The sequence below is a fragment of the Pseudomonas sp. HC1(2025) genome (genome assembly GCF_058742075.1).
In genome coordinates this window covers 1,112,781-1,131,467 of record NZ_CP196017.1, presented here as the reverse complement: position 1 = coordinate 1,131,467, position 18,687 = coordinate 1,112,781, and the positions used below count along the sequence as shown (strand labels likewise).

At 56.1% G+C, this 18,687-nt stretch carries 19 protein-coding genes; 7 read left to right on the top strand and 12 right to left on the bottom strand.

Annotation, left to right across the window (positions count from 1 at the left end; genetic code table 11):
* Position 1: 1 nt before the first annotated feature.
* The 10 genes from ACSSVH_RS04920 to ACSSVH_RS04875 form a co-directional block, all read right to left on the bottom strand.
* The gene (locus tag ACSSVH_RS04920; RefSeq protein ID WP_492634163.1) at positions 2 to 1,894 is read right to left on the bottom strand and encodes an aminotransferase class I/II-fold pyridoxal phosphate-dependent enzyme; all 1,893 of its coding nucleotides are present in this window, start codon (positions 1,892 to 1,894) and stop codon (positions 2 to 4) included.
* Positions 1,895 to 1,993: 99 nt separating this feature from the next.
* Positions 1,994 to 2,650: a LicD family protein gene (locus ACSSVH_RS04915; protein ID WP_492634162.1), complete on the bottom strand. Its 657-nt coding sequence runs from the start codon at positions 2,648 to 2,650 to the stop codon at positions 1,994 to 1,996.
* Positions 2,647 to 3,594: a methyltransferase gene (locus ACSSVH_RS04910; protein WP_492634161.1), complete on the bottom strand. Its 948-nt coding sequence runs from the start codon at positions 3,592 to 3,594 to the stop codon at positions 2,647 to 2,649. The genes ACSSVH_RS04915 and ACSSVH_RS04910 overlap by 4 nt, the downstream gene beginning before the upstream one ends.
* Before the next feature lie 21 nt (positions 3,595 to 3,615).
* On the bottom strand, positions 3,616 to 4,164 hold the full coding sequence (locus tag ACSSVH_RS04905; RefSeq protein ID WP_169956284.1) for an NAD(P)H-dependent oxidoreductase: 549 nt from the start codon (positions 4,162 to 4,164) through the stop codon (positions 3,616 to 3,618).
* Positions 4,165 to 4,185: 21 nt separating this feature from the next.
* Complete coding sequence (locus tag ACSSVH_RS04900) at positions 4,186 to 5,529, bottom strand: MATE family efflux transporter (protein ID WP_169956282.1); 1,344 nt, start codon at positions 5,527 to 5,529, stop codon at positions 4,186 to 4,188.
* A gap of 35 nt (positions 5,530 to 5,564) precedes the next feature.
* Positions 5,565 to 6,569 (bottom strand): formylglycine-generating enzyme family protein, encoded by a 1,005-nt coding sequence (locus tag ACSSVH_RS04895; protein WP_492634160.1) that lies wholly within the window; start codon positions 6,567 to 6,569, stop codon positions 5,565 to 5,567.
* 29 nt (positions 6,570 to 6,598) lie between these two features.
* Entirely contained in the window at positions 6,599 to 8,281 is a 1,683-nt protein-coding gene (locus tag ACSSVH_RS04890) for a WD40 repeat domain-containing protein (RefSeq protein ID WP_492634159.1), read from the bottom strand.
* Positions 8,278 to 8,898, bottom strand: coding sequence for a GTP cyclohydrolase II RibA (ribA, locus tag ACSSVH_RS04885; protein ID WP_169956276.1), 621 nt, complete (start codon positions 8,896 to 8,898; stop codon positions 8,278 to 8,280). The genes ACSSVH_RS04890 and ribA overlap by 4 nt, the downstream gene beginning before the upstream one ends.
* A gap of 180 nt (positions 8,899 to 9,078) precedes the next feature.
* A complete protein-coding gene (locus ACSSVH_RS04880; protein ID WP_169956275.1) occupies positions 9,079 to 9,681 on the bottom strand; it encodes an acyl-homoserine-lactone synthase in 603 nt (200 codons plus the stop codon).
* Positions 9,682 to 9,880: 199 nt separating this feature from the next.
* On the bottom strand, positions 9,881 to 10,600 hold the full coding sequence (locus tag ACSSVH_RS04875) for a helix-turn-helix transcriptional regulator (RefSeq protein WP_170058283.1): 720 nt from the start codon (positions 10,598 to 10,600) through the stop codon (positions 9,881 to 9,883).
* 326 nt (positions 10,601 to 10,926) lie between these two features.
* Between ACSSVH_RS04875 and ACSSVH_RS04870 the strand changes: the two genes are divergently transcribed.
* The 5 genes from ACSSVH_RS04870 (at position 10,927) to phnX (ending at position 15,731) form a co-directional block, all read left to right on the top strand.
* Positions 10,927 to 11,301, top strand: a complete 375-nt coding sequence (locus tag ACSSVH_RS04870) for a VOC family protein (protein WP_492634158.1) — start codon at positions 10,927 to 10,929, stop codon at positions 11,299 to 11,301.
* Positions 11,302 to 11,444: 143 nt separating this feature from the next.
* Entirely contained in the window at positions 11,445 to 12,536 is a 1,092-nt protein-coding gene (psrA, locus tag ACSSVH_RS04865) for an iron-containing alcohol dehydrogenase PsrA (protein WP_169956269.1), read from the top strand.
* Between the two features lie 93 nt (positions 12,537 to 12,629).
* A complete protein-coding gene (locus tag ACSSVH_RS04860) occupies positions 12,630 to 13,925 on the top strand; it encodes an MFS transporter (RefSeq protein ID WP_169956267.1) in 1,296 nt (431 codons plus the stop codon).
* A gap of 22 nt (positions 13,926 to 13,947) precedes the next feature.
* Positions 13,948 to 14,820 carry a LysR substrate-binding domain-containing protein gene (locus ACSSVH_RS04855; RefSeq protein WP_169956265.1) on the top strand — a complete coding sequence of 291 codons (873 nt, stop codon included), beginning with the start codon at positions 13,948 to 13,950 and terminating at the stop codon, positions 14,818 to 14,820.
* 83 nt (positions 14,821 to 14,903) lie between these two features.
* Positions 14,904 to 15,731, top strand: coding sequence for a phosphonoacetaldehyde hydrolase (gene phnX, locus ACSSVH_RS04850; protein ID WP_432755083.1), 828 nt, complete (start codon positions 14,904 to 14,906; stop codon positions 15,729 to 15,731).
* 63 nt (positions 15,732 to 15,794) lie between these two features.
* Here phnX and ACSSVH_RS04845 read toward each other — a convergent pair whose 3' ends face one another.
* Positions 15,795 to 16,178 (bottom strand): c-type cytochrome, encoded by a 384-nt coding sequence (locus tag ACSSVH_RS04845; RefSeq protein ID WP_170058279.1) that lies wholly within the window; start codon positions 16,176 to 16,178, stop codon positions 15,795 to 15,797.
* Between the two features lie 184 nt (positions 16,179 to 16,362).
* Here ACSSVH_RS04845 and ACSSVH_RS04840 point away from each other — a divergent pair, with 184 nt between their 5' ends.
* On the top strand, positions 16,363 to 17,082 hold the full coding sequence (locus ACSSVH_RS04840; protein ID WP_492634157.1) for an SDR family NAD(P)-dependent oxidoreductase: 720 nt from the start codon (positions 16,363 to 16,365) through the stop codon (positions 17,080 to 17,082).
* 17 nt (positions 17,083 to 17,099) lie between these two features.
* On the opposite strand, the gene ACSSVH_RS04835 is transcribed toward ACSSVH_RS04840, so the two are convergent.
* Positions 17,100 to 18,032: a hypothetical protein gene (locus ACSSVH_RS04835; RefSeq protein ID WP_170042985.1), complete on the bottom strand. Its 933-nt coding sequence runs from the start codon at positions 18,030 to 18,032 to the stop codon at positions 17,100 to 17,102.
* Between the two features lie 192 nt (positions 18,033 to 18,224).
* Between ACSSVH_RS04835 and ACSSVH_RS04830 the strand changes: the two genes are divergently transcribed.
* A complete protein-coding gene (locus ACSSVH_RS04830) occupies positions 18,225 to 18,602 on the top strand; it encodes a response regulator (RefSeq protein WP_170042986.1) in 378 nt (125 codons plus the stop codon).
* Positions 18,603 to 18,687: the final 85 nt, after the last annotated feature.

The window sequence follows — 18,687 nt, the reverse complement described above, 5'->3', positions numbered from 1 at the left end:
ATCACTCGCTGAGCGCTGCATCTTGACTGAGGGCTGGGCGGGTCAGTTTGACGCCAGTTCGAACGCACAGTGTGTAGTCGTCCAGAAGCAATACGTGTTTTAACGCGTCAATAAGCCTGTCGTTCTGCTCACGATTCCTGGAGGAAATGCGCAAGTATCGATCGGCGTCATCCATGACTTTTCCGCTGCATTCCTTAATGAAGATGCTGAAGTCATCAACCAGCAACGCAGCCAGTTCCGGGGCCGACGGGTAGCCTGGTTTCAAGCGGCACAACACAAAGTTGCTGGCCGTAGCGAATACCTCAAGGGCCTCGATTTCACGTAGCTGCGCAACCAGATCATCCGTCTCGCTGCGCACCTGGGCGCAACTGGCCGCATATTCTTTACGGTATTGCGGAAGGTTGAGCATGAACTCCTCGGCAAATCCGTTGATGTTCCAGATCGGCAGTTCCTTACGCAAAGCGTCCAACCAGTCCTGGTCCGCACTGGCCGCGTACCCCAGCCTCAGGCCGCCAATACCGAAGGTTTTGCTCATGCTTCTTAGTACGATGATTCTTGGCAAAACCAAGAGGTCGTGGAGCAACGATTGATCCCGTGCATCGCCGGAAAAATCAAGAAATGACTCGTCCACTATCAGATAGGGCGCCTGATCCCGGGTACGCCTGTAGAGTTCCAGGATCGTATCCTTGGGAATAAGCCCGCCCGTGGGATTGTTCGGCGTCACCAACACAATCGCACTCGGCTTTTGTTGCTCAATGACGCGCAGCGTGTGCTCGATATCCAGCGCAAACTGATTTTGCGCAGTCAACCTGATCGTCGTAACACGCTCCACGGGGAAGGCATTGGCAAATTCATTGAACGAAGGTTCGAACACCAGCAAATTGCCGCCAAAGAGCCTGGGCATCAGACGAATGATTTCCGAGACACCGTTGGCAATCACCAGGTTTTCGGTAGGCACCCCCAGGAAGTCCGACAATAGCGGCAGGCTCGCACCCGCCGAGGCAGGATAGTTGAGGGCGATGTCAGCGAAGCGGTCAACCATCAGCTTCTTCAGCCCCGCAGGCGGGAAGTGCAGGTTGTAGATGAGGGCGTGGTCGGTCACAGGGAAGCGCCAATACCCCCCATGCTGGCTGGAAAGCAACGCATGCTTATGCTCGGAAAACTGATAAGACGCGATACGCAGGTCATATAAGTTATCTATTTCAATCCAGGTGCCCGGATCGACTTCAATTGCCTTGAACCCCATACCTTGCGTACACGCAGTTTTGAAAGTCACTTCGTAATAGTCATTCAACCGGTTGTTCCTGACGTTCCGTTCAAGTTCTCCGATCAAATATTTTTTGCAGAATTGGGCTGACAAGTAATAGATATTGGCCGTTTTGAGTGGCCTATCGGCGGTCAGATGATCATCAGCTTTGCTGCTACCAAACTGCCGGATAAGTCCATGGGCATCCACCTCGGCAAAGGTGCCTTCCATCAGTGGGGTAAGTGGTGAGACAACTGCCAGGCATTCGCGACCGCTTTGTGCGTCCAAAGCCGTAATCACCGAGGCGCGGAAGAAAATATCGCCCTCCAGCAACGTGACCCCCTCCTCGCCTTCCAGTTCATGGGAGGCCAGATACAACGAATACAAATTATTGGTAGTGGCCCACTCTGCGTTTTCGATAAATCGCACGGTCACCGGCAACTCCAGCGCCGCGACAAAGGCCCGTATCTTCAGACCCTTGTAGCCGATCACCACTACAACCTCCTGGTAACCCGCCTCGACGAGAATATTCAGTGCATTAGCCAGGATACTAAGGCCATTGACCTCAGTCAGTGGCTTGGGAGTAGAGTCAGAGGCTCGTCCAAGACGAGACCCCATGCCTGCGGCAAGGACAATAGCTTTTTTCATCACAGTTCACCTGTTGCAGAGCAAAAGCGAAGTAGCGAAACCTGTTGATTACCTAAAGGCGCCCTATAACGCTGGACTATCAACAGGGACGGCCTGGGTTCAGGCTCGGGTTTTTACCGCACACCGAAAGTCACTCAGGGTCACTTTCTCGGTATCCAGATCAACTTCATACCGATGGTCAAACCCCTTGGCTGCATGGCTACTCCATTCGTTACCGTACGCACGCTCCAGATAGCGCCTGGAGGCCAATGCGTCAGGAGCCGGTAAATCGAGATGCCCAAAACGCATAGCGCCTCGGGAATGCCAATCCTCCACTGTCAGATACTCGCGGGGCCAATTAGCCAATGCCAGGCGACTGGTATAGCGAAGATACCCGTCCTGTTCGGACAACGGAAAGATGTCCACAGAGGGATATAAGTAATCGCGATTGTTCTCTTCCGGCATGGAAATGCCCGCTGTCGAGAACACCTTATAACCGCCCCATAGTTCCCAAGGCTGTTGACTGAGGCGATAACCCCGTTCGGCAAATTGCTGTTCCAAAGAAAAAAACTTTTCGATATCGGCCTCGAGAATATAGAGATCAGCATCGTCGTCCCAAGGAATCAAACCGGTATGGCGCACGCCCCCCAGCAAAGTACCCGCCGCCAGGCAATACTCGAGCCCATTGGCGGTAAAAATGTCATTAATCACTTCAAGTCCATCGTAGAGCTGATCGACAAACACCTGGGGGGTCTTTCCAAGTTTTTCTTGACTCATATCCCTTTCCTTTTGGCAGACAACGCGCGAGTGAAGACCGTAGTGGCTTGCTCTGAAACTATCTCGAAGCCCAACTCATCCAGGAGTTTCGCAAGTTGATCCCGGCCATAGACTCTCGCCCCACAATTAACCAGCATATCCAACGACATCAATGCGCCTACTTTCGTATCGGTATCGAACTCATTGATTACCAGCACACCGTTGTGTACCAGGCCATGACAGATATTCCCCAGAATCTGCTTCGCCTCGGTTTCGTCAAAGCCCATCAACAGTCGCGAAATAACAATACAATCGGCCTCTATCGGCAACTTCCCGAGCACGATGTCATGGGGTAGGAAGTTCACATCAAACTGTTTATAAGCACTCAGGTTCCCCCTGGCTATGTCCAGGGTTCTCGCAAAATCCACCAGCGTGTACTTAAGATCAGTCGCCGTTCCCAACACTTGTTCAATCAACAATCCCGGTCCGCTCCCCACATCCACGATATGCCGAGGGGCATGGGCTAGCAGCACTTGGGCCAAACGCACATTCATCCCGCCGACGCCCTGTTGCATGGCCACCGCAAAATTGCTCTGCCGGTCATAGGCAAACGACGTGGCCTGCCCCGGACGGAAGAAGTCCTCCGCCACCGACCAGTTCGACCAATGGTTGGCGTCCAGCAATAGCAAGTTGGCAATCGACCCCGCGGTATCCCGGCGCAACGTGGCCCGAAGATCCTGCGCAACGCGGTAGTGCATGCCTTGTTTGTTCAGGATGTTGAGTTGCACAAGGGTTTCCAGGAGGATCGTTGTAGACACACGATGCAATTCAAGCCGGGCAACGAGTTCATCAATCGTCAGGTCTTCCTGGCAAAGCTCTTCAAAAAGGCCTGCCTGTACCGCGAACATGACAGCACGAGCCGCCCTGAAGTTGAACACCAACTGGTGAAGTTCTTGTGGTTTCATAGTCGATCAAGCCCATAAGGATTACATGCCGTAGCTGATCGCCGCACCAACCCCCAACAGGGCAGCACGAACAACCGAAAGTTGGCGCGCGTACAACTCCAGCATTTGCACGCAGGCGCTGATACGCCGCCCCAGACCAGGATGAAGACTGCTGCTCATATCCGCCCCAAAGTTATGCACTTCACGAATAATCAGGTGATCCGGCATGTAGCAGATTTTTGTATTTTTATAAGTAGTGGCACGTAGATCCAGGACGGGGTAACTCCCCCCCATGCCGCTGGAAATCGAAACAATCAATGCCGGTTTGTGCGCCAGCACCGGGTACTCGCTGGAAACAAAAAACTCCTTGAGTACCGGCGGAGCCATGCCTGAGTGCTCCGGCGCGATAACAATGAAGGCCTCGGCCCTGCTTGCAAGTTCATCACTCTCAGGGCCGATGGGCTGTGTTGCCAAATTCAGGACTGTCGGTGTAAATACTGAATAGTCACGTAAATAATCTTCCAGGATTCTACTAACCCTCGAACTTTGCGAATCCATTCTTGGGCTACCAGCGATAATCAGCACTTCCATAGTCGCACCCGTCGGTAAATATCAAATAGTTTCCATCGGCCGGTGCTGCGTTTTCGGCATGGGCAGGGAGCGCCGGGCGCCTCTAGCCACCCAGACAGCCAGCACGCCTCCCAGCAGATTCAACGCCAACAACATCAGCAGGGCCAGATTGAAATCGTTAAACAGATAACCCACCCAATAACAGCCTGTGTGAAGCAACAGGACATACACCGCATCAATCGCCATGGCGGTCCTGGCTCTTTCAATCGCTGGCAACCCATGAACGGCCAGGTACAGCATGCCTCTGCCGAATACCGTGATCGGGATGATCATCAAGTACGTCACTACAAAGGGCAGTGCATCTTCATATCCACCCAACATGAAACGCGCCACCGGCAGGGCAAATACAATGAACGGCAATGCCACGACGGTTTGCCACACCAGGACCAGTCCATAGCCGGACTTGAAAATCATCCCTACCTGGCCCTGCTGCTGTTGAACGAATGCCTTGCTCAGCAGCACCGTGGTGACCGCTGACAGACCCCACACGGGAATCATGATCAAGGGTTGCAGTTTTGAAATAACCCCCATGGTTGCAACTTCCGCGTCTCCCAGTTTAGAGATCAGATAAGTGGCCACGATTCCAGAAATGGGCCAGAAGGTTGCGGTGGAACTGGTCACCCAGGCCAATCGGGAGATGTTCGCGGCGGCCTTGATTATCTTGCCCACCCCCAGATTGCGGGGACCGGTGGCACGGGTTTTCCTGACGCCAAAGTAAATGCATACAAGTGCCCCGAAGGCCTGTGCCAGCCAGGCGGCATACACCGAACCGACCAGGCCAAATCCGTCGAAACCACCCACGCCAAACATCAGCAGTGGATCGAGCACAATGTTCATCAGGCAAACCACCGCAACCACGATGGCCTGGGTTTTGAACAATGACAGACCACGCAGGTATGCCGTGGAAATGGCAAACGTGAGGGTAATAATGAAGCCGTACAGCCAAGTCTTTAAATAGCCTTCGCTTTGCTCATAAATGGATTGCGCTGCCCCCATCGCTCCAAGCACTGCCTCAAGGTTCAGGCCTGCGCCCAATAGCACGACCCCATAGACCACGGCACCCATCAGCAGGCCAGGCAGCAACACATCGATAACGGTATTGCCCTCGGCCCTTTCCTGCCCTTTGGACACATGGACACTGATCGCCAGGGCAATGCCCATGGCAATCGTGTTCATCAACCACATGAAAGGGCTGGCCAGGCTTGCTGCCGTCAGAGACTCATGACCAAGGTGAGCGATGAACACCATGTCGATGGCATTCGCGATCATCAGGGCGCTGAACGACAACATGGTGTGCATGGCCTGGCTGTTGATATCTTTGCTCAACCGCCACAAGTCCTGGGCTCCGAACGCGCGCAGTCTCACTCGGCAACCACTCGAAAACCCACGGCATACAACGAGGCATAGGGGGTAATGCTCAACCCGTGCCGCCGGGAAACCCGGCATAGATCGGCAAAACGGCCAAAACAACCGCCCCGGGTGATTCGATAGGTCGGCCGGCTCTCGGAAATCAAGTCGTCCATGACAAAAGGACCATTGGGATACGCGTCGTAATCATTCGATGTGTATTCCTCGACGTTCCCGCCCATGTCCATTAGGCCGAACGGCGATGCGCCCTGTGGGAAAACACCGACCGGCGTCGTGGATAACAGACCAAGCTCGGCGGTATTGGCGTTTTCGGTCCTGGCCTCGTTGCCCCATGGGTACTCAAACCTGCCGGCACCGGCGGCGTATTCCCATTGCGCCTCGTCAGGCAAGCGCACGGTCCTGCCGGTCCTGGCCGAAAGCCAGGCGCAGAACGCATCCGCCGCGCCCGCACTCACCGAGTACACCGGATGGTTGGCGTAGTGCAGAGGAAACGCCCGCAAAGGCCAGGACGTCGGCACCTCAGCGTTGGGGCAATCCCGTAAAAACGCCAGGTACTCCAGGTTGGTCACCGGATACTTCGAAATATTGAAGCCTGCCAGGGACACCGTATGCCGAGGTACTTCCTTGAGAATCCAGTCGCGAATAACCCCCACATCGGCATATTCACGCACGACTGCATCGATTTTCGACTCATCGATACCAATATGTGCCTCGCCCGCAGGAATCGACACCAGATTATTCAGCGCGCCCGCGATGATCCGGGGATCGCCCTTGATCGCCAACTCCGTGCCCAATTGCAAACGCCGGGACAAGTCGGTCGACTCCTCGAAACTGCGCAGTAATGCAGCGGATTCTGGCGTTTCCCGGAAACGGTTCATCCGCTCCAACGTTTCAAGCAACCCGGTTTGAGGTTGATAGACTGCAGGTTGTTCACAGGGATCGAGCGGTGATGTGACCGTACATTTCTCTGCCACAACTACTTTTTCTCGTGCATTCATTGTTATAAGTCCACGCTGAAAATTAAAGGTCAGCCAAGCTCGACGGCGTAAATACGCCCGTCATAGGACGACGCCAGGAAACGCTGTTTTTCGTCGTCCCAGGTGAGGGAGGAAATACCTGCCGCACTGACTTTTCGCACATTGCCCAACCACTCCCGGGCCGTGCAGTCGTAAATATCGACGGTTCCTCCATAACTGCCAGTGGCGATAAAGTTGCCGTCGTCGTTCGACGCGATGCACTTGATGGAGTGAGTGTGACGACTGGGAATCGCCGCCCTCGGCTCACCCCACAACTTCAGGGTCAGATCCCGGGACACCGTGGCAACACCGCTTGCATAGGAACAGAGGTCATTCAATATGCCCTCATGGGCATGCGTGATCTTGTTGACCACTTCATAGGAGCGGATATCGGTTACGCCGATTTCACCATCGGCGCACCCGGTATAAAGGCAGTTGCCATGCAACGAAATGCCCTTGATCGCGTTTTCATGAATCTTGTGGCAGGACACAAACTCCAAGTGCCGATCGTTAACCTTGAAGATGATGATATCGCCGGAATAACTCCCCACCGCCAGGCGCTGCTCGCCATCCAACTTAAAGTTCACCCCGCAGTTGAGAGGGGCGTGATGGGCATAAGCCACACGGTTTTTCAGGACATCAAACACTTGTCCGGTCTGTCCGCCACATACCAGGACCGGTCCGGTCTTCACCACAAAATTGCACAGCGATTGTGGCCCGCCCATATCTTTGCCATCGGCCTTTAACAGACCCGCATCGCCAATACTGTAGATAACGCCTTCTGCCGCATGCACCGAGTTCAAGCTGGCCGAAGGGACAAAGCCCTCAAGGTCCCAATGGTTGCGGGCGATATCCCAAATGGCGAACGTAGAACCAAACGTCGCGAAATAGATTTTGTCGCGTCTTTGAAACTCCGCCGAGCGCGCCCAGATCTCCTTCGGATACTCAGAACGTTTCCACTCCACCAGAGTCTGCCCCTCGATCGACCACAGCACCGCGATCCCGTCATACCCCAGGCTCAGCAGACTATTGTCGAACTTTGACTTCACCAGCTTCTTGACGCTGGAGCGGTGCCCCTTATAGGTATTTACAACCGTATTACCATTGATGACCTGAAGTTCACCGTCATTATTGCCAACGATAAAGACCCCCGCCGAGAGCGTCACCAAGGCGTCCATATCGTGGCCTTCCGTCTCCTTGATCGCCAGGCACTCCCCGGTGGCCGCGTCCCAGGCACGAATGGTCCCATCGGTGCCGCAGGACAAAAGTTGCAGGCTGTCGGCTGTCCAATCGAAGCTCTCTACCAGGCCACTATGCCCTTGCATCTTGCAGATGAAACTTCCATCTTTGTGATGCACCGACAAACTACTGTCGTAAGAGCAACTGGCGATTTTCTCACCATCGGGAGAAAACTTGGCCTGCATGACGTCATCACTGTGGCTGGTCATGACACATTGCAATTTAAACTCAGGCACGCTCCAAAGCCGGGTCGAACCATCACTGCTCGCCGTCACCAACAGGCTGCCGTCAGGGGAAAAATCACAGTAGTTGGCCAAATGGTCATGCCAGCCGCGTTGCAGGGGTTGGCGTGTTTGTGCATTCCACAAAATTATCTGGTTATCGTAGCCTGCCGTTGCAATGTACTGTTGCTCAAACAGTGAGAGACCGCTGATAGGTGCCTGATGCTGAATCATTGAGTACCCCCTGCCTGGGCAGTGAACTGGTGATTGGTTACTTCTATTTTTGCTTTTATATAGCCTTCGTTATGCTTGCCAATATGCATGGCAGTGGACTTGACCTCGATAATTTCGATACCCAGGTTTCTTAGCTGCAACTCTTTTTCCGGGTTATTCGTAAGCAAGATTATTTTCGGGCAACCCAATGCTTGCAGCATCTGTGCAGCATCAAAGTAATCGCGCAAGTCATCGGCAAATCCGAGCATATTGTTGGCTTCATATGTATCCACACCTGAATGCTGCTGCAGTGCATAGGCCTCCAGCTTCTTATACAAACCGATGCCCCGGCCCTCCTGGCGCAGGTAAATCAAATACCCACCTACTTCGTTAATCAGGCGTAGTGACTCTGAAAGTTGGTCGCCACAATCACACTTCATGGAGTGAAAAATATCACCGGTCAAACACTCGGAATGCAATCTGACCAACGGCAACTTCTGACCGTCGGCCATGAACCCGCCCAGGCGAATAGCAATATGCTCAACAGGATCTTTCAAGTCATCGAATGAAATGAAAGTGGCAACCACTTCGCTGTCCAACATGAGTGGTATATCGACTTCCTTAATAATCGTAGCCATTTTATTGTTTCCCTGGACGACAGTTATTCGGCAAGGCGGTTCGCCCTGCAGCTTTTTATAGGAAGAGTACATTTACGAAGACAAACCAATCCGGGCACATCACTTCGAACGACTTGAAGTTTCGTACTCTGGTTAGCGATGCCGACCGATTGCTCTGGCCGCCACCCTGCGGATCGTTAGCTACTGCAACGTAGCGCCACAACAACTTCTGGATACGCCAAACAGCGCGCGTTGAGTCACCGCACCCAGATCTATTTCCAGGGCAATGGCCTTTTCCTGGCCAATGACACGTACCGGCCCAAGCCGGGTGATCACCAGGCCAGCCCTGATCAACATTCGCTCTACCGCTACCGTTGTAACCGTCACATAACCCTGGATATGTTGCTCGACACCATAGGCAACGATGGCCTTTACGGCCTCCAGGGTAAAGTCGGAAAACCCCTTGTTACCGGGATATCGAGGGGTTACGGCAAATCGACTGAGTTCCCATACCTGGGAAGAAACAGGCGCTGGTCGCCCTTCAAGCAACTCGGAGAAAGTATCCCTGAGCATGTAGGGGCCCGTAGTAGGTAATAAACGCCAGCACCCTTTGATCTCACTGTCTCCGCCATCCTTGATCAGCATGTAGAGAGGCTCCAGTGCGTCATAACCATCAATTTCCATATCGGCAATGATTGCAACATCCCAGCCCTTACGCTTTTTAAAAACATCTGCGCGCAGCCTATGCATGGCGCACAGTTGCTCACTATCTATTTCATCCCGCCGACCGATTGTGAAATGCACTGGATTCCCTTCCCTACGAACACTTAAACCTCAATCTATCCGCCTTAACAGAATGGTCATACTAGTAGGGTAACCAGTTGCATTGATTTTGGATCCAATGCATGATGGCCGGTTGCCCCTCCTTCAAAAAACCACAGATAACCCGCTGACCGTGAAGCCAGAGCGGGTGCCTGGATATAGAAAGGAGATTGTGGCAGCGCTAGAGGCTGATCAGCCCGAGCGAAACAGCTTTCACTGCGGCAGCCCGACGGGACGCAACGCCAAACTTGGTGTTGATGCTCGCAAAGTGATAATTGATATTGGCTTCCGAACAGCCACAGATCCTGGAAATATCCCAGGAGCTTTTCCCGACAGCGCACCACTTGAGAATCTCTTTCTCACGAGTCGTCAGGGAAATCACCCTTGCTCCAGTCAACTTGCCCGCACCGTCCAAAGCGCTTTGCAGAATGACATCTTTGAGAATGGATAATTTTGGAATCATGGCATTGATATGACGTGTCGTTCCAGCAATGTCTTGAGCGTCTACCGCCAGACTGAAAGTACCGAACTGTCCCTGAGGTCCATGCAGGGGAAAAGTGATCCCCCTGGAAAGTCCATAAGCGTTGGCCTCTTCGCGAAACTCTCGTTGGCGGGGCGTGCAATACAATGACTCATCCCAGACAACGGGCCTGACATTTTTAAACGAATAAACAACCACAGGATCAATAGTTGCATAACGCAATTGGTCATAGCGACTTCGCCAGGCCATCGGATAGTTACTGACAATCATCGCAGCACTCAAATCGGCATCATACTTGGGCAACAACCCGATCAGGACTTTGGTAAACCCATACTTGTCGTTGATTTTTTCGATAGCTGAAAACCACTGATCCTGGGTTTCCAACCCATTCAACCGCACAAGTTCATCAATAAAATCCATTTAATAATCACCTTAGGTATTGTAGTAATTTCCCGACCAGTCACTGGTGGATTCCTAATAATGACGGCTATAAATACGACTTTGAATTATGGCCAACTGCACTGATGAAACAGCACTGCTTCGTGCACTGAAGGATGAAGGCCAGTACCTGGTGGTACCTGTATTTCTACGAAGCACTGGGCATCCATGCACTCTCATAGCTCCTGATGTAACCTGATCATTGCGAACCGACGCTGAGCAAGCTAGCTGAGGTATACGACCTTCGCAAGCACACAGGTCGTCATCGGTCATCGCTGGACTTTTCAGCGTTTCCTGAGGAATCAACGATGAATATGAACCAAGTGACCTTGCCCGTGACGGATATGCCGGCCGCCGTCGCGTTCTATTTAACGCTGGGTTTCACCCAGATAGTCTCCACCGATCACTACTGCCGATTTTCGTGCCCCGGCAATGGAGCGACATTTTCCTTATCCCTGGTTGAAACCGCAGGGGGTAACAACGCGATAATCTACTTCGAGCATGAGCCGCTGGATCGCTGGGTGAGTGACCTGATCAGTAAGGGGATAACCTTCGATCAACTACCCACCGATATGCCCTACCTGTGGCGCGAAGCAATCCTTCATGACCCGTCAGGCAACTGCATCAAACTCTATTGGGCAGGTGAAAACCGCTTGAACCCGCCCTGGAAGGTCAACCGCTAAAAAGACCTGGGCACTGCCCCAGTGCAGCTGTGTGTCCCACTATCGGCCCAACCAATCCATCCCCCCAATCTATCGATTTGAGCTCTCCCCCACCCTCCCCGACTATTGGCGCCACTTCCTACAACAAAAACCAGGAACCCGCCATGACCGCCCGATTCCATAACCCGGTAGACACCCGCTTCGGCTGGGGCTGCCTGCAAGACCTGGCCAGTATCACCGCGCAGCAGACCGTCGCCCTTGTCACCTTCCCGGAGGCCCGTGGCCTGGGGTTGGTGGAGCGGATCCAGGCATTGCTGGGCGAGCGTCTGGTGTATGTCGTCGAGGATGTGCAGCCCAATCCCGATGTCGCGCAGTTGCGTGAAACCTACGAGCGCTTCTGGCTGCAAGCCGGGGATTGTGATGTGGTGCTGGCCGTCGGTGGCGGCAGTGCGATTGATACGGCCAAGGCGCTGATTGTCGGCACCGAGTCCGGGCAGTTCGATGAGTTGCTGGCATTGCTGGCGACCGGCCAGCCGTTTGTGCCGGCACACTGCAAGACCCTGATCGCAGCGCCGACCACTGCGGGCACCGGCAGTGAGGTGACGCCCTGGGCGACGATCTGGGATTCGGCCAGCCACAAGAAGTACTCCCTGCACCTGGATTGCACCTGGCCGAAGGTGGCGATTGTCGACCCACAGCTAATGCTGACCGTACCGGCCGGGGTCACGGTGTCGACGGGGCTGGACGCCTTGTCCCACGCGCTGGAGGCGATCTGGAACATCAACGCCAATCCGATTTCTGACACCTTCGCGGTATCGGCCATCGAAGACATCCTGGAGTGCCTGCCGCAACTGCGGCGTGACCTCAGCAATCAGGAATTACGCTCACGCATGGCCCTGGCCGCGCTCAAGGCCGGCCTGGCGTTTTCCAACACCAAGACTGCGCTGGCCCACTCCATTTCCTACGAGATGACCCTGCACCACGGCCTGCCCCATGGCATCGCCTGCTCCTTCACCCTGCCGCTGGTCCTGGGTTTGGCGTGGGGGCATGACGCGTCCCGGGATCGCACCCTGCAACGGGTGTTCGGCGATGACCTGGATAAAGCCCAGACCCGGTTGCGCAACTTCCTGCACAGCCTGGAGGTAAAAACCGAGTTTGCCGACTACGGCGTCACGCCCACCGAGGCCGCCGCGATGATCCGCTTCGCCCTGCAAGGCGCGCGCGGCAAGAACTTTATCGGTACCCAAGCCGCCTAGGCGGCAACGCAATTCAGTCTTTCCTCTTGCACCTGTAAAGGGTGCCACCCCGTCGCTGCGGCCCCGGGGGCGAATAACAATAAGGAAAACATCATGAATCGTGCACACACCCTGCCTGTCCCTGCCGTTCGCTCGGCGTCGTTCCGTGTTGCCCAGTGGCGCATGCTGCTGGCGGCGATGTTTTGTTACCTGTTTTTCTACACCGGGCGCCAGACCTTCGGTTTCGCCATCCCGGGGATACAAGCCGAGTTCGGCCTGACCAAGGAAGTGCTGGGCTGGATCTCGGCCGCCATGCTCTGGTCCTATGCCATTGGCCAGGCGATCAACGGTAACCTGGCCGACAAGTTCGGTGGTCGGCGCATCATGACCCTGGGCGCCGTGCTGTCCTGTGGTGCCAACTGGGTCACCAGTTTTGCCAGTGGTTTTGCCGGGTTGATTTTGCCGTGGGGCATCAACGGTTACTTCCAGGCCCTGGGCTGGGCGCCGGGCAGCCGCCTGATCTCCAACTGGTGGAGCGCCAGCGAACGCGGCAGGGTCTATGGCTTCTATGTATTCGCCGCGGGCTGTGCGTCGGTGCTGTCTTATGTGACCTCCATCGTGGTGCTGGAGGTGCTGCAACTGGAATGGCGCTGGATCTTCCGCCTGCCGGTCCTGCTGATGTTGGCCGGCGGCATCCTGTTTTACCTGGTGGCCCGCGAACGCCCGCAGGACCTGGGCTTCGAACCCCTGGCCGATACCGGTGTGGCCAACGCCGCGGACAAGGGCCATGAAGTGGCCCACGGCGCAGAAGAAACCTCGGCCCAGCGCTATAAAGCCGTGCTGAAAAACGCACGCCTGATCATTGCCGCCGTGTCCCTGGGTTTCCAGAACGCTGCGCGCTACGGCCTGATCGTGTGGGTGCCGGTGCATTTCCTCGGCGCCAACTGGAAAAGCGGCGACAGCATGGTCGATCCGAAGTGGATCACCGTCGCCCTGCCGGTGGGCATGGCCGTCGGCGCCCTGAGCAATGGCTGGGTGTCGGACAAGCTGTTCGGCTCCAAACGCTACCTGGCGATCATGCTCTATATGTTCCTCGGCGCCGCCACCAGCCTGTGGATGTGGAGCCTGCCGCCCCATAGCGCGATCGGCCTGGTGGCGCTGTTTCTCTGCGGGTTCTTTGTCTACGGCCCGGCGTCCAGCTTCTGGGCGCTGTGCCCGGACCTGGTGGGCGCCAAGCGCGCAGGCACGGCCACGGGTGTGATGAACTTCTCGTCTTATCTGTTTGCTGGCCTGGCGGAACCCCTGATCGGCAGTATGCTCGACAGTACCGGCAATACGTCGCTGATCTTCATCGTCGTCACCTCGGCCTGCCTGTGCAGCGCGGTGGTGGCCCTGTTTATCCGCCGTTGATGCCCCTGGAACAGGATGCGTTATGTACCAGTACCACAAGTGGCTACGTTCCTTTCATGCGGTGGCGAAGACCGGCAGTTTCACCCTCGCCGCCGAGTATCTGAGCGTCGGCCAGCCAACGGTCAGCGAACAGGTGAATGCCCTGGAAAAGCAGTTCTCGGTGGAGTTGTTCCACCGCCGTGGGCGCTTTATCGAGATGAGTTCGGCCGGCCATGCGCTCTACGGGATCACCCAGGGCCTGTTCGGCCAGGAGGATGAAGCCATGCAATTGCTGCACAGCTTCAAGCAGCGCAAGACCGGGATGTTGCGCCTGGGCGCGGTCTCGCCGCCGATCGCCATGAACCTGACGTACGAGTTGATGCAGCGCCATCCGGATATCGAGCTGGAGACCTCGTTTTCCCCAGAGAAGGAGACCCTCGACCGCCTGTTCAATTTTGATATCGACGTGGCAATCCTGGCCCTCTCGGAGTTTGACCAACGCTTCGATACGCAGTTGTACCGGCGCTACCCGATCATCGCCGTGGTGCGCGACGACCATCCCTGGGCAGCGCAGAAAGAAGTGCACGTCGCGCAAATCAGCCAGGAGCGCTGGGTCATGCGTGAACGCAGCTCGCGTACCCGGCAACTGGTGGAAGAAAGCTGCAAGCGCCTGGGGGTGGACCTCAACTGCGTGATGCAGCTCAACAGCCGCGAGGCGATCGTGCACGCCATCGCCAAGGGCATCGGCATTGGCTTTGTGTCGGCGGTGGAATATGCCCAAACACCGGGCACCACACCGATCACCTTTGTCGACCACCCGTTTTCCATCGACTACCACCTGTGTTGCCTGGGCATCCGGCGCAACCGCCCGATGATCGCCGAACTGTTCGAGGCCAGCCCCATACCGGCTACCTGATTGGCTTCACCCTCTTTGCACTCAACCGGCTTACCTCATTTATCGAGGGACGGCCTGCTCATACCCGAAAATGGAGATCCACCATGAACTACCAACCACCCTCCAAGCTGCAAGCCGTGGTCCTGGACTGGGCCGGCACCGTTGTCGACTTCGGCTCGTTTGCGCCCACGCAGATTTTTGTCGAAGCCTTTGCCGAGTTCGGCGTCGCCGTATCCCTGGAGGAAGCGCGCGGGCCGATGGGCATGGGCAAGTGGGATCACATCCGCACCCTGTGCAACCAGCCGCAGATTGCCGAGCGCTATCGTGCGGTGTTCAACCGCCAGCCGACCGACGACGACGTCACCGCCCTGTATGAACGCTTCATGCCGCTGCAGATCGAGAAGATCGCCCTGCACTCGGCGGTGATTCCCGGCGCGCTGGAGGCGATTGAAACCCTGCGAGGCAAGGGCTTGAAGATTGGCTCGTGCTCCGGTTACCCGGCGGTGGTGATGGCCAAGGTGGTCGAGCTGGCGCGGCAAAATGGCTACGTGGCCGACCATGTCGTGGCCACTGACGAAGTGCCCAATGGCCGCCCGCATCCGGCCCAGGCCCTGGCCAACGTGATTGCCCTGGGCATCAGCGATGTGGCGGCGTGCGTCAAGGTCGATGACACCTGGCCGGGGATCCTGGAAGGGCGCAGTGCCGGCATGTGGACGGTGGCGCTGACCTGCTCCGGTAACGCCCTGGGCCTGAACTACGCGCAATACCAGGCGCTGCCAGCCGCCGAGCTGGCGCAGGAGCGCGAGCGTATTAGCCAGATGTTTGAAGGGTCGCGGCCGCATTACCTGATCGATACCATCGTCGACCTGCCGGCGGTGATCGACGACATCAATGCGCGGCTGGCGCGCGGGGAAACCCCACAAGGCAGTTGAAATCGACACCTGACCTGTAGGAGCCGGCTTGCTGGCTCCTACAATGGATTTGGCTGTACCCGGCTACTGCCCCTGGAAGGTCTCAAGATACGCCAGCAGATTCTCAATCTTCTCCTGATCGCTGATCCCCCAGAAAATCATGCGCGTGCCACTCACCACTTTCTTTGGGTTCTCGATATAGGCCGCGAGCTTTTCCCTAGTCCATACCACGCCCGAATTTTTCATCGCGTCGGAATACTGATAGTCCGCCGTGGTGCCCGCCAGCCGCCCGATCACCCCATTGAGCTGTGGCCCGAAGCCGCCACGGGCATTCAGACCGACACTGTGGCAACCGCCACAGGTCTTGGTGAACAGCCTGGCGCCGGCCTCGGCGTCGCCTGCTGCCGCCGCCCAAGTGTTGAAAAGCATGGCAGTGAACAACAGGGTCAGTAAGGCAGCGGGTTTCATCAGGGGCTCCAGGTCGGGGCTTCAGGCAGTAGAGGGGGCAATTATGCCTAAGATCTACTTGTCCTCGTGCAGGTTGTTGAAGGGCCTCTCGGTAAACATTTGGATACAGCCATTCAATTGCCATCACTCTCGCCCTCTGTTTGCATGCGCACTTTCCATCAGCACGTCAGTTCAGGAGAGATCGATGAGAACCATGGTGGTCGGTGCTAGCAAGGGTTTGGGCAGGGCTTTTATGGAGGGTCTGGGCGGCGTGGGGGATACCTTGATCGGTGTCTCGCGCAGCCGTCCAACCGACCTGCTATCCAGCACCGGCGCGGAAGTGTCGTGGGTAGAAGCCGATCTTGGTCAACCGGCGCAGGCCGCGCAGTTCATCGAGCAGGCAGTGGCACAGGAAGGCCTGGACACGCTGATCTATAACCTGGGTATCTGGGAAGAACAGGCATTCGATGCGGCCTACAGCTTCCTCAAGGATGAAGACACGCAGTTGGAAGCCATCGTCAGTTGCAACATCACCGCCCCCCTGCTGTTGATCAAGCGCCTGCTGCCCGTGCTGTTAAAAAGCTCCAACCCACGCATCATCTTTACCGGCTCGACCTCAGGCCTGCCCCAGAGTGGGCGCCCGGAGGTAACGTTCGGTGCGTCGAAGTTCGCCTTGCGCGGCATGGCCGATGCCTTGCGCGAAGGTTATCGGCACCAGCGCCTGGGCGTGACCTGCCTGAACCTGGGTTACCTGAATACCGTGGATCCATTGAGCACCTCCCGGCTTGAGGCCGAGCAGCGCGGCGACGGGCAATTGATCCCGGTACACGACGTGGTGCAGGTGGTGCGCATGGCGTTGAGCCTGTCATCGGCCAGCTTCGTCAAGGAACTGACCTTGCCGGCCCTGATGGATGAGCGCTTCTGACTGAATGAGCCGAATCTTCAGACGGCCAAATAAATAGCCATCAGACACAACGGCACCAACACCAGCCCCAACAGCATCATGAACACCACACTCATGGCGTTGGTCCGGGGCGTGCCGACGTGGCTGACAAAGCCCATGCACAACCGTCGCAGCAGGTCGGCGCCCCTGGCGAACTGGTAGGCCACGGTGATGGTCAGCAGCGAGAGAGTTCCGGTGACTGCACAGTAAAACAGGATCGGCTCGGGCATGAAGTAACTGGAGATAAAGCCTTCGGACGTGGCATAGATAAACGTCACGGGCTGAAACAGCGCTATCGCATACAGCACATTGCGCAACGGGTCGAAGGCTATGGTCGGCCGCACTTCGTCAGCGGGCAGCAAGGCGTACAGCTCGTTCGCGTCCGACCAGCGAAACCAGTAGACCGCCACGCTGAACAGCACGTAGGCCAAGGCAATCGTCGCCGAAAAACACCACAGGAACCGCCACGAGCCAAACCCGCGGCGCATACCCACGTTGATGCTCCACTTGGTTAACTGGATGGTCACGCAGTCGATCACAATCGCCACCAGCAGGCCCTTGCCATAGAAGTCCTTGATGGCTTGCAGCACGTTCGGCGGCGGCGGCACATTGAACACGTGCTCGGGATTTTTAAACAGGTAGAGATCCAGCAGCCACACCACAAAAAACACCAGCGACACCAGCAAGGTGTACAGCGGGATGCTGATCAGTTGGCGCCGGGCCAGGAACGTACTCCCGAACACCCGCTGGAAGAGGTTGGCCCACAACTGGGCGATCCCGATAAACCGGTCGCGACCAAGGCTCATGCCACTCAAGGTCTTGAGTATTTGCAGGCGACTTTTCTTGGTGCCGAACGCAACGGCGACCAACACCCCGGTACACCCGAACAAAACGGTGGAAACGACGATCAACGCCCCGATCATTTCTTTCACACTGGCATCCCTTGCTGTGAATTTTCGCGCTGCACATCCTGGCTTATCCCACGCGTAATCCGCAAGCAACGGCGGTTTACCGCGCCCTCTAATACGATCAAATGACCACCCATCGAATAAAAAACATCCAATCGAACCTATCCGCTGACAGCCCACTCCACCTTACTCAACCCGGATGGTGGAGTAGTGATCATGGCTCAGCCATCGATATTGGTATTGGAAGACGACGAGATCATTCGCTCGTTGATGGTGGATGTGCTGGAGGAGTTCGGCGCGGTGGTGACGTCTTTTTCTTCAGCCGATGAAGGGATGATTTTCCTCGAGCGCACCAGTGACCCGGTGGACCTGATTGTCAGCGATATCCAGATGCCCGGCCTGCTCAATGGCTATGACCTGAGCAAGGTGGTGGCCCATCGCTGGCCGTCCTTGCCCGTCGTGCTGACGTCGGGCAATACGGTGATGGCGGCGCAGTTGGGCAATACGGTGAAGTTCCTGCCCAAGCCATGGAGCACCGAAAGGCTGCTGCACTGCGTGCAAACCGCCTTGGAACAGGGCCCTTCCCTGCACTAATGGCATCGCGACACCTACACAATCGAACTTCGCGCTAAGCCGTGAGGTCTTTCTTTGGGTAAGTTTTGATATTTCTGACGCCAAT

What these genes read in the sequence shown, in the direction of transcription:
- ACSSVH_RS04845 (WP_170058279.1), bottom strand. Translation starts at nt 16,178, where the DNA reads ATGAAACCCGCTGCCTTACTGACCCTGTTGTTCACTGCCATGCTTTTC.
- ACSSVH_RS04895 (WP_492634160.1), bottom strand. Translation starts at nt 6,569, where the DNA reads ATGAATGCACGAGAAAAAGTAGTTGTGGCAGAGAAATGTACGGTCACA.
- psrA (WP_169956269.1), top strand. Translation starts at nt 11,445, where the DNA reads ATGACCGCCCGATTCCATAACCCGGTAGACACCCGCTTCGGCTGGGGC.
- ACSSVH_RS04840 (WP_492634157.1), top strand. Translation starts at nt 16,363, where the DNA reads ATGAGAACCATGGTGGTCGGTGCTAGCAAGGGTTTGGGCAGGGCTTTT.
- ACSSVH_RS04860 (WP_169956267.1), top strand. Translation starts at nt 12,630, where the DNA reads ATGAATCGTGCACACACCCTGCCTGTCCCTGCCGTTCGCTCGGCGTCG.
- ACSSVH_RS04890 (WP_492634159.1), bottom strand. Translation starts at nt 8,281, where the DNA reads ATGATTCAGCATCAGGCACCTATCAGCGGTCTCTCACTGTTTGAGCAA.
- ACSSVH_RS04920 (WP_492634163.1), bottom strand. Translation starts at nt 1,894, where the DNA reads ATGAAAAAAGCTATTGTCCTTGCCGCAGGCATGGGGTCTCGTCTTGGA.
- ACSSVH_RS04875 (WP_170058283.1), bottom strand. Translation starts at nt 10,600, where the DNA reads ATGGATTTTATTGATGAACTTGTGCGGTTGAATGGGTTGGAAACCCAG.
- ribA (WP_169956276.1), bottom strand. Translation starts at nt 8,898, where the DNA reads ATGGCTACGATTATTAAGGAAGTCGATATACCACTCATGTTGGACAGC.
- ACSSVH_RS04915 (WP_492634162.1), bottom strand. Translation starts at nt 2,650, where the DNA reads ATGAGTCAAGAAAAACTTGGAAAGACCCCCCAGGTGTTTGTCGATCAG.
- phnX (WP_432755083.1), top strand. Translation starts at nt 14,904, where the DNA reads ATGAACTACCAACCACCCTCCAAGCTGCAAGCCGTGGTCCTGGACTGG.
- ACSSVH_RS04905 (WP_169956284.1), bottom strand. Translation starts at nt 4,164, where the DNA reads ATGGAAGTGCTGATTATCGCTGGTAGCCCAAGAATGGATTCGCAAAGT.
- ACSSVH_RS04870 (WP_492634158.1), top strand. Translation starts at nt 10,927, where the DNA reads ATGAATATGAACCAAGTGACCTTGCCCGTGACGGATATGCCGGCCGCC.
- ACSSVH_RS04855 (WP_169956265.1), top strand. Translation starts at nt 13,948, where the DNA reads ATGTACCAGTACCACAAGTGGCTACGTTCCTTTCATGCGGTGGCGAAG.
- ACSSVH_RS04830 (WP_170042986.1), top strand. Translation starts at nt 18,225, where the DNA reads ATGGCTCAGCCATCGATATTGGTATTGGAAGACGACGAGATCATTCGC.
- ACSSVH_RS04910 (WP_492634161.1), bottom strand. Translation starts at nt 3,594, where the DNA reads ATGAAACCACAAGAACTTCACCAGTTGGTGTTCAACTTCAGGGCGGCT.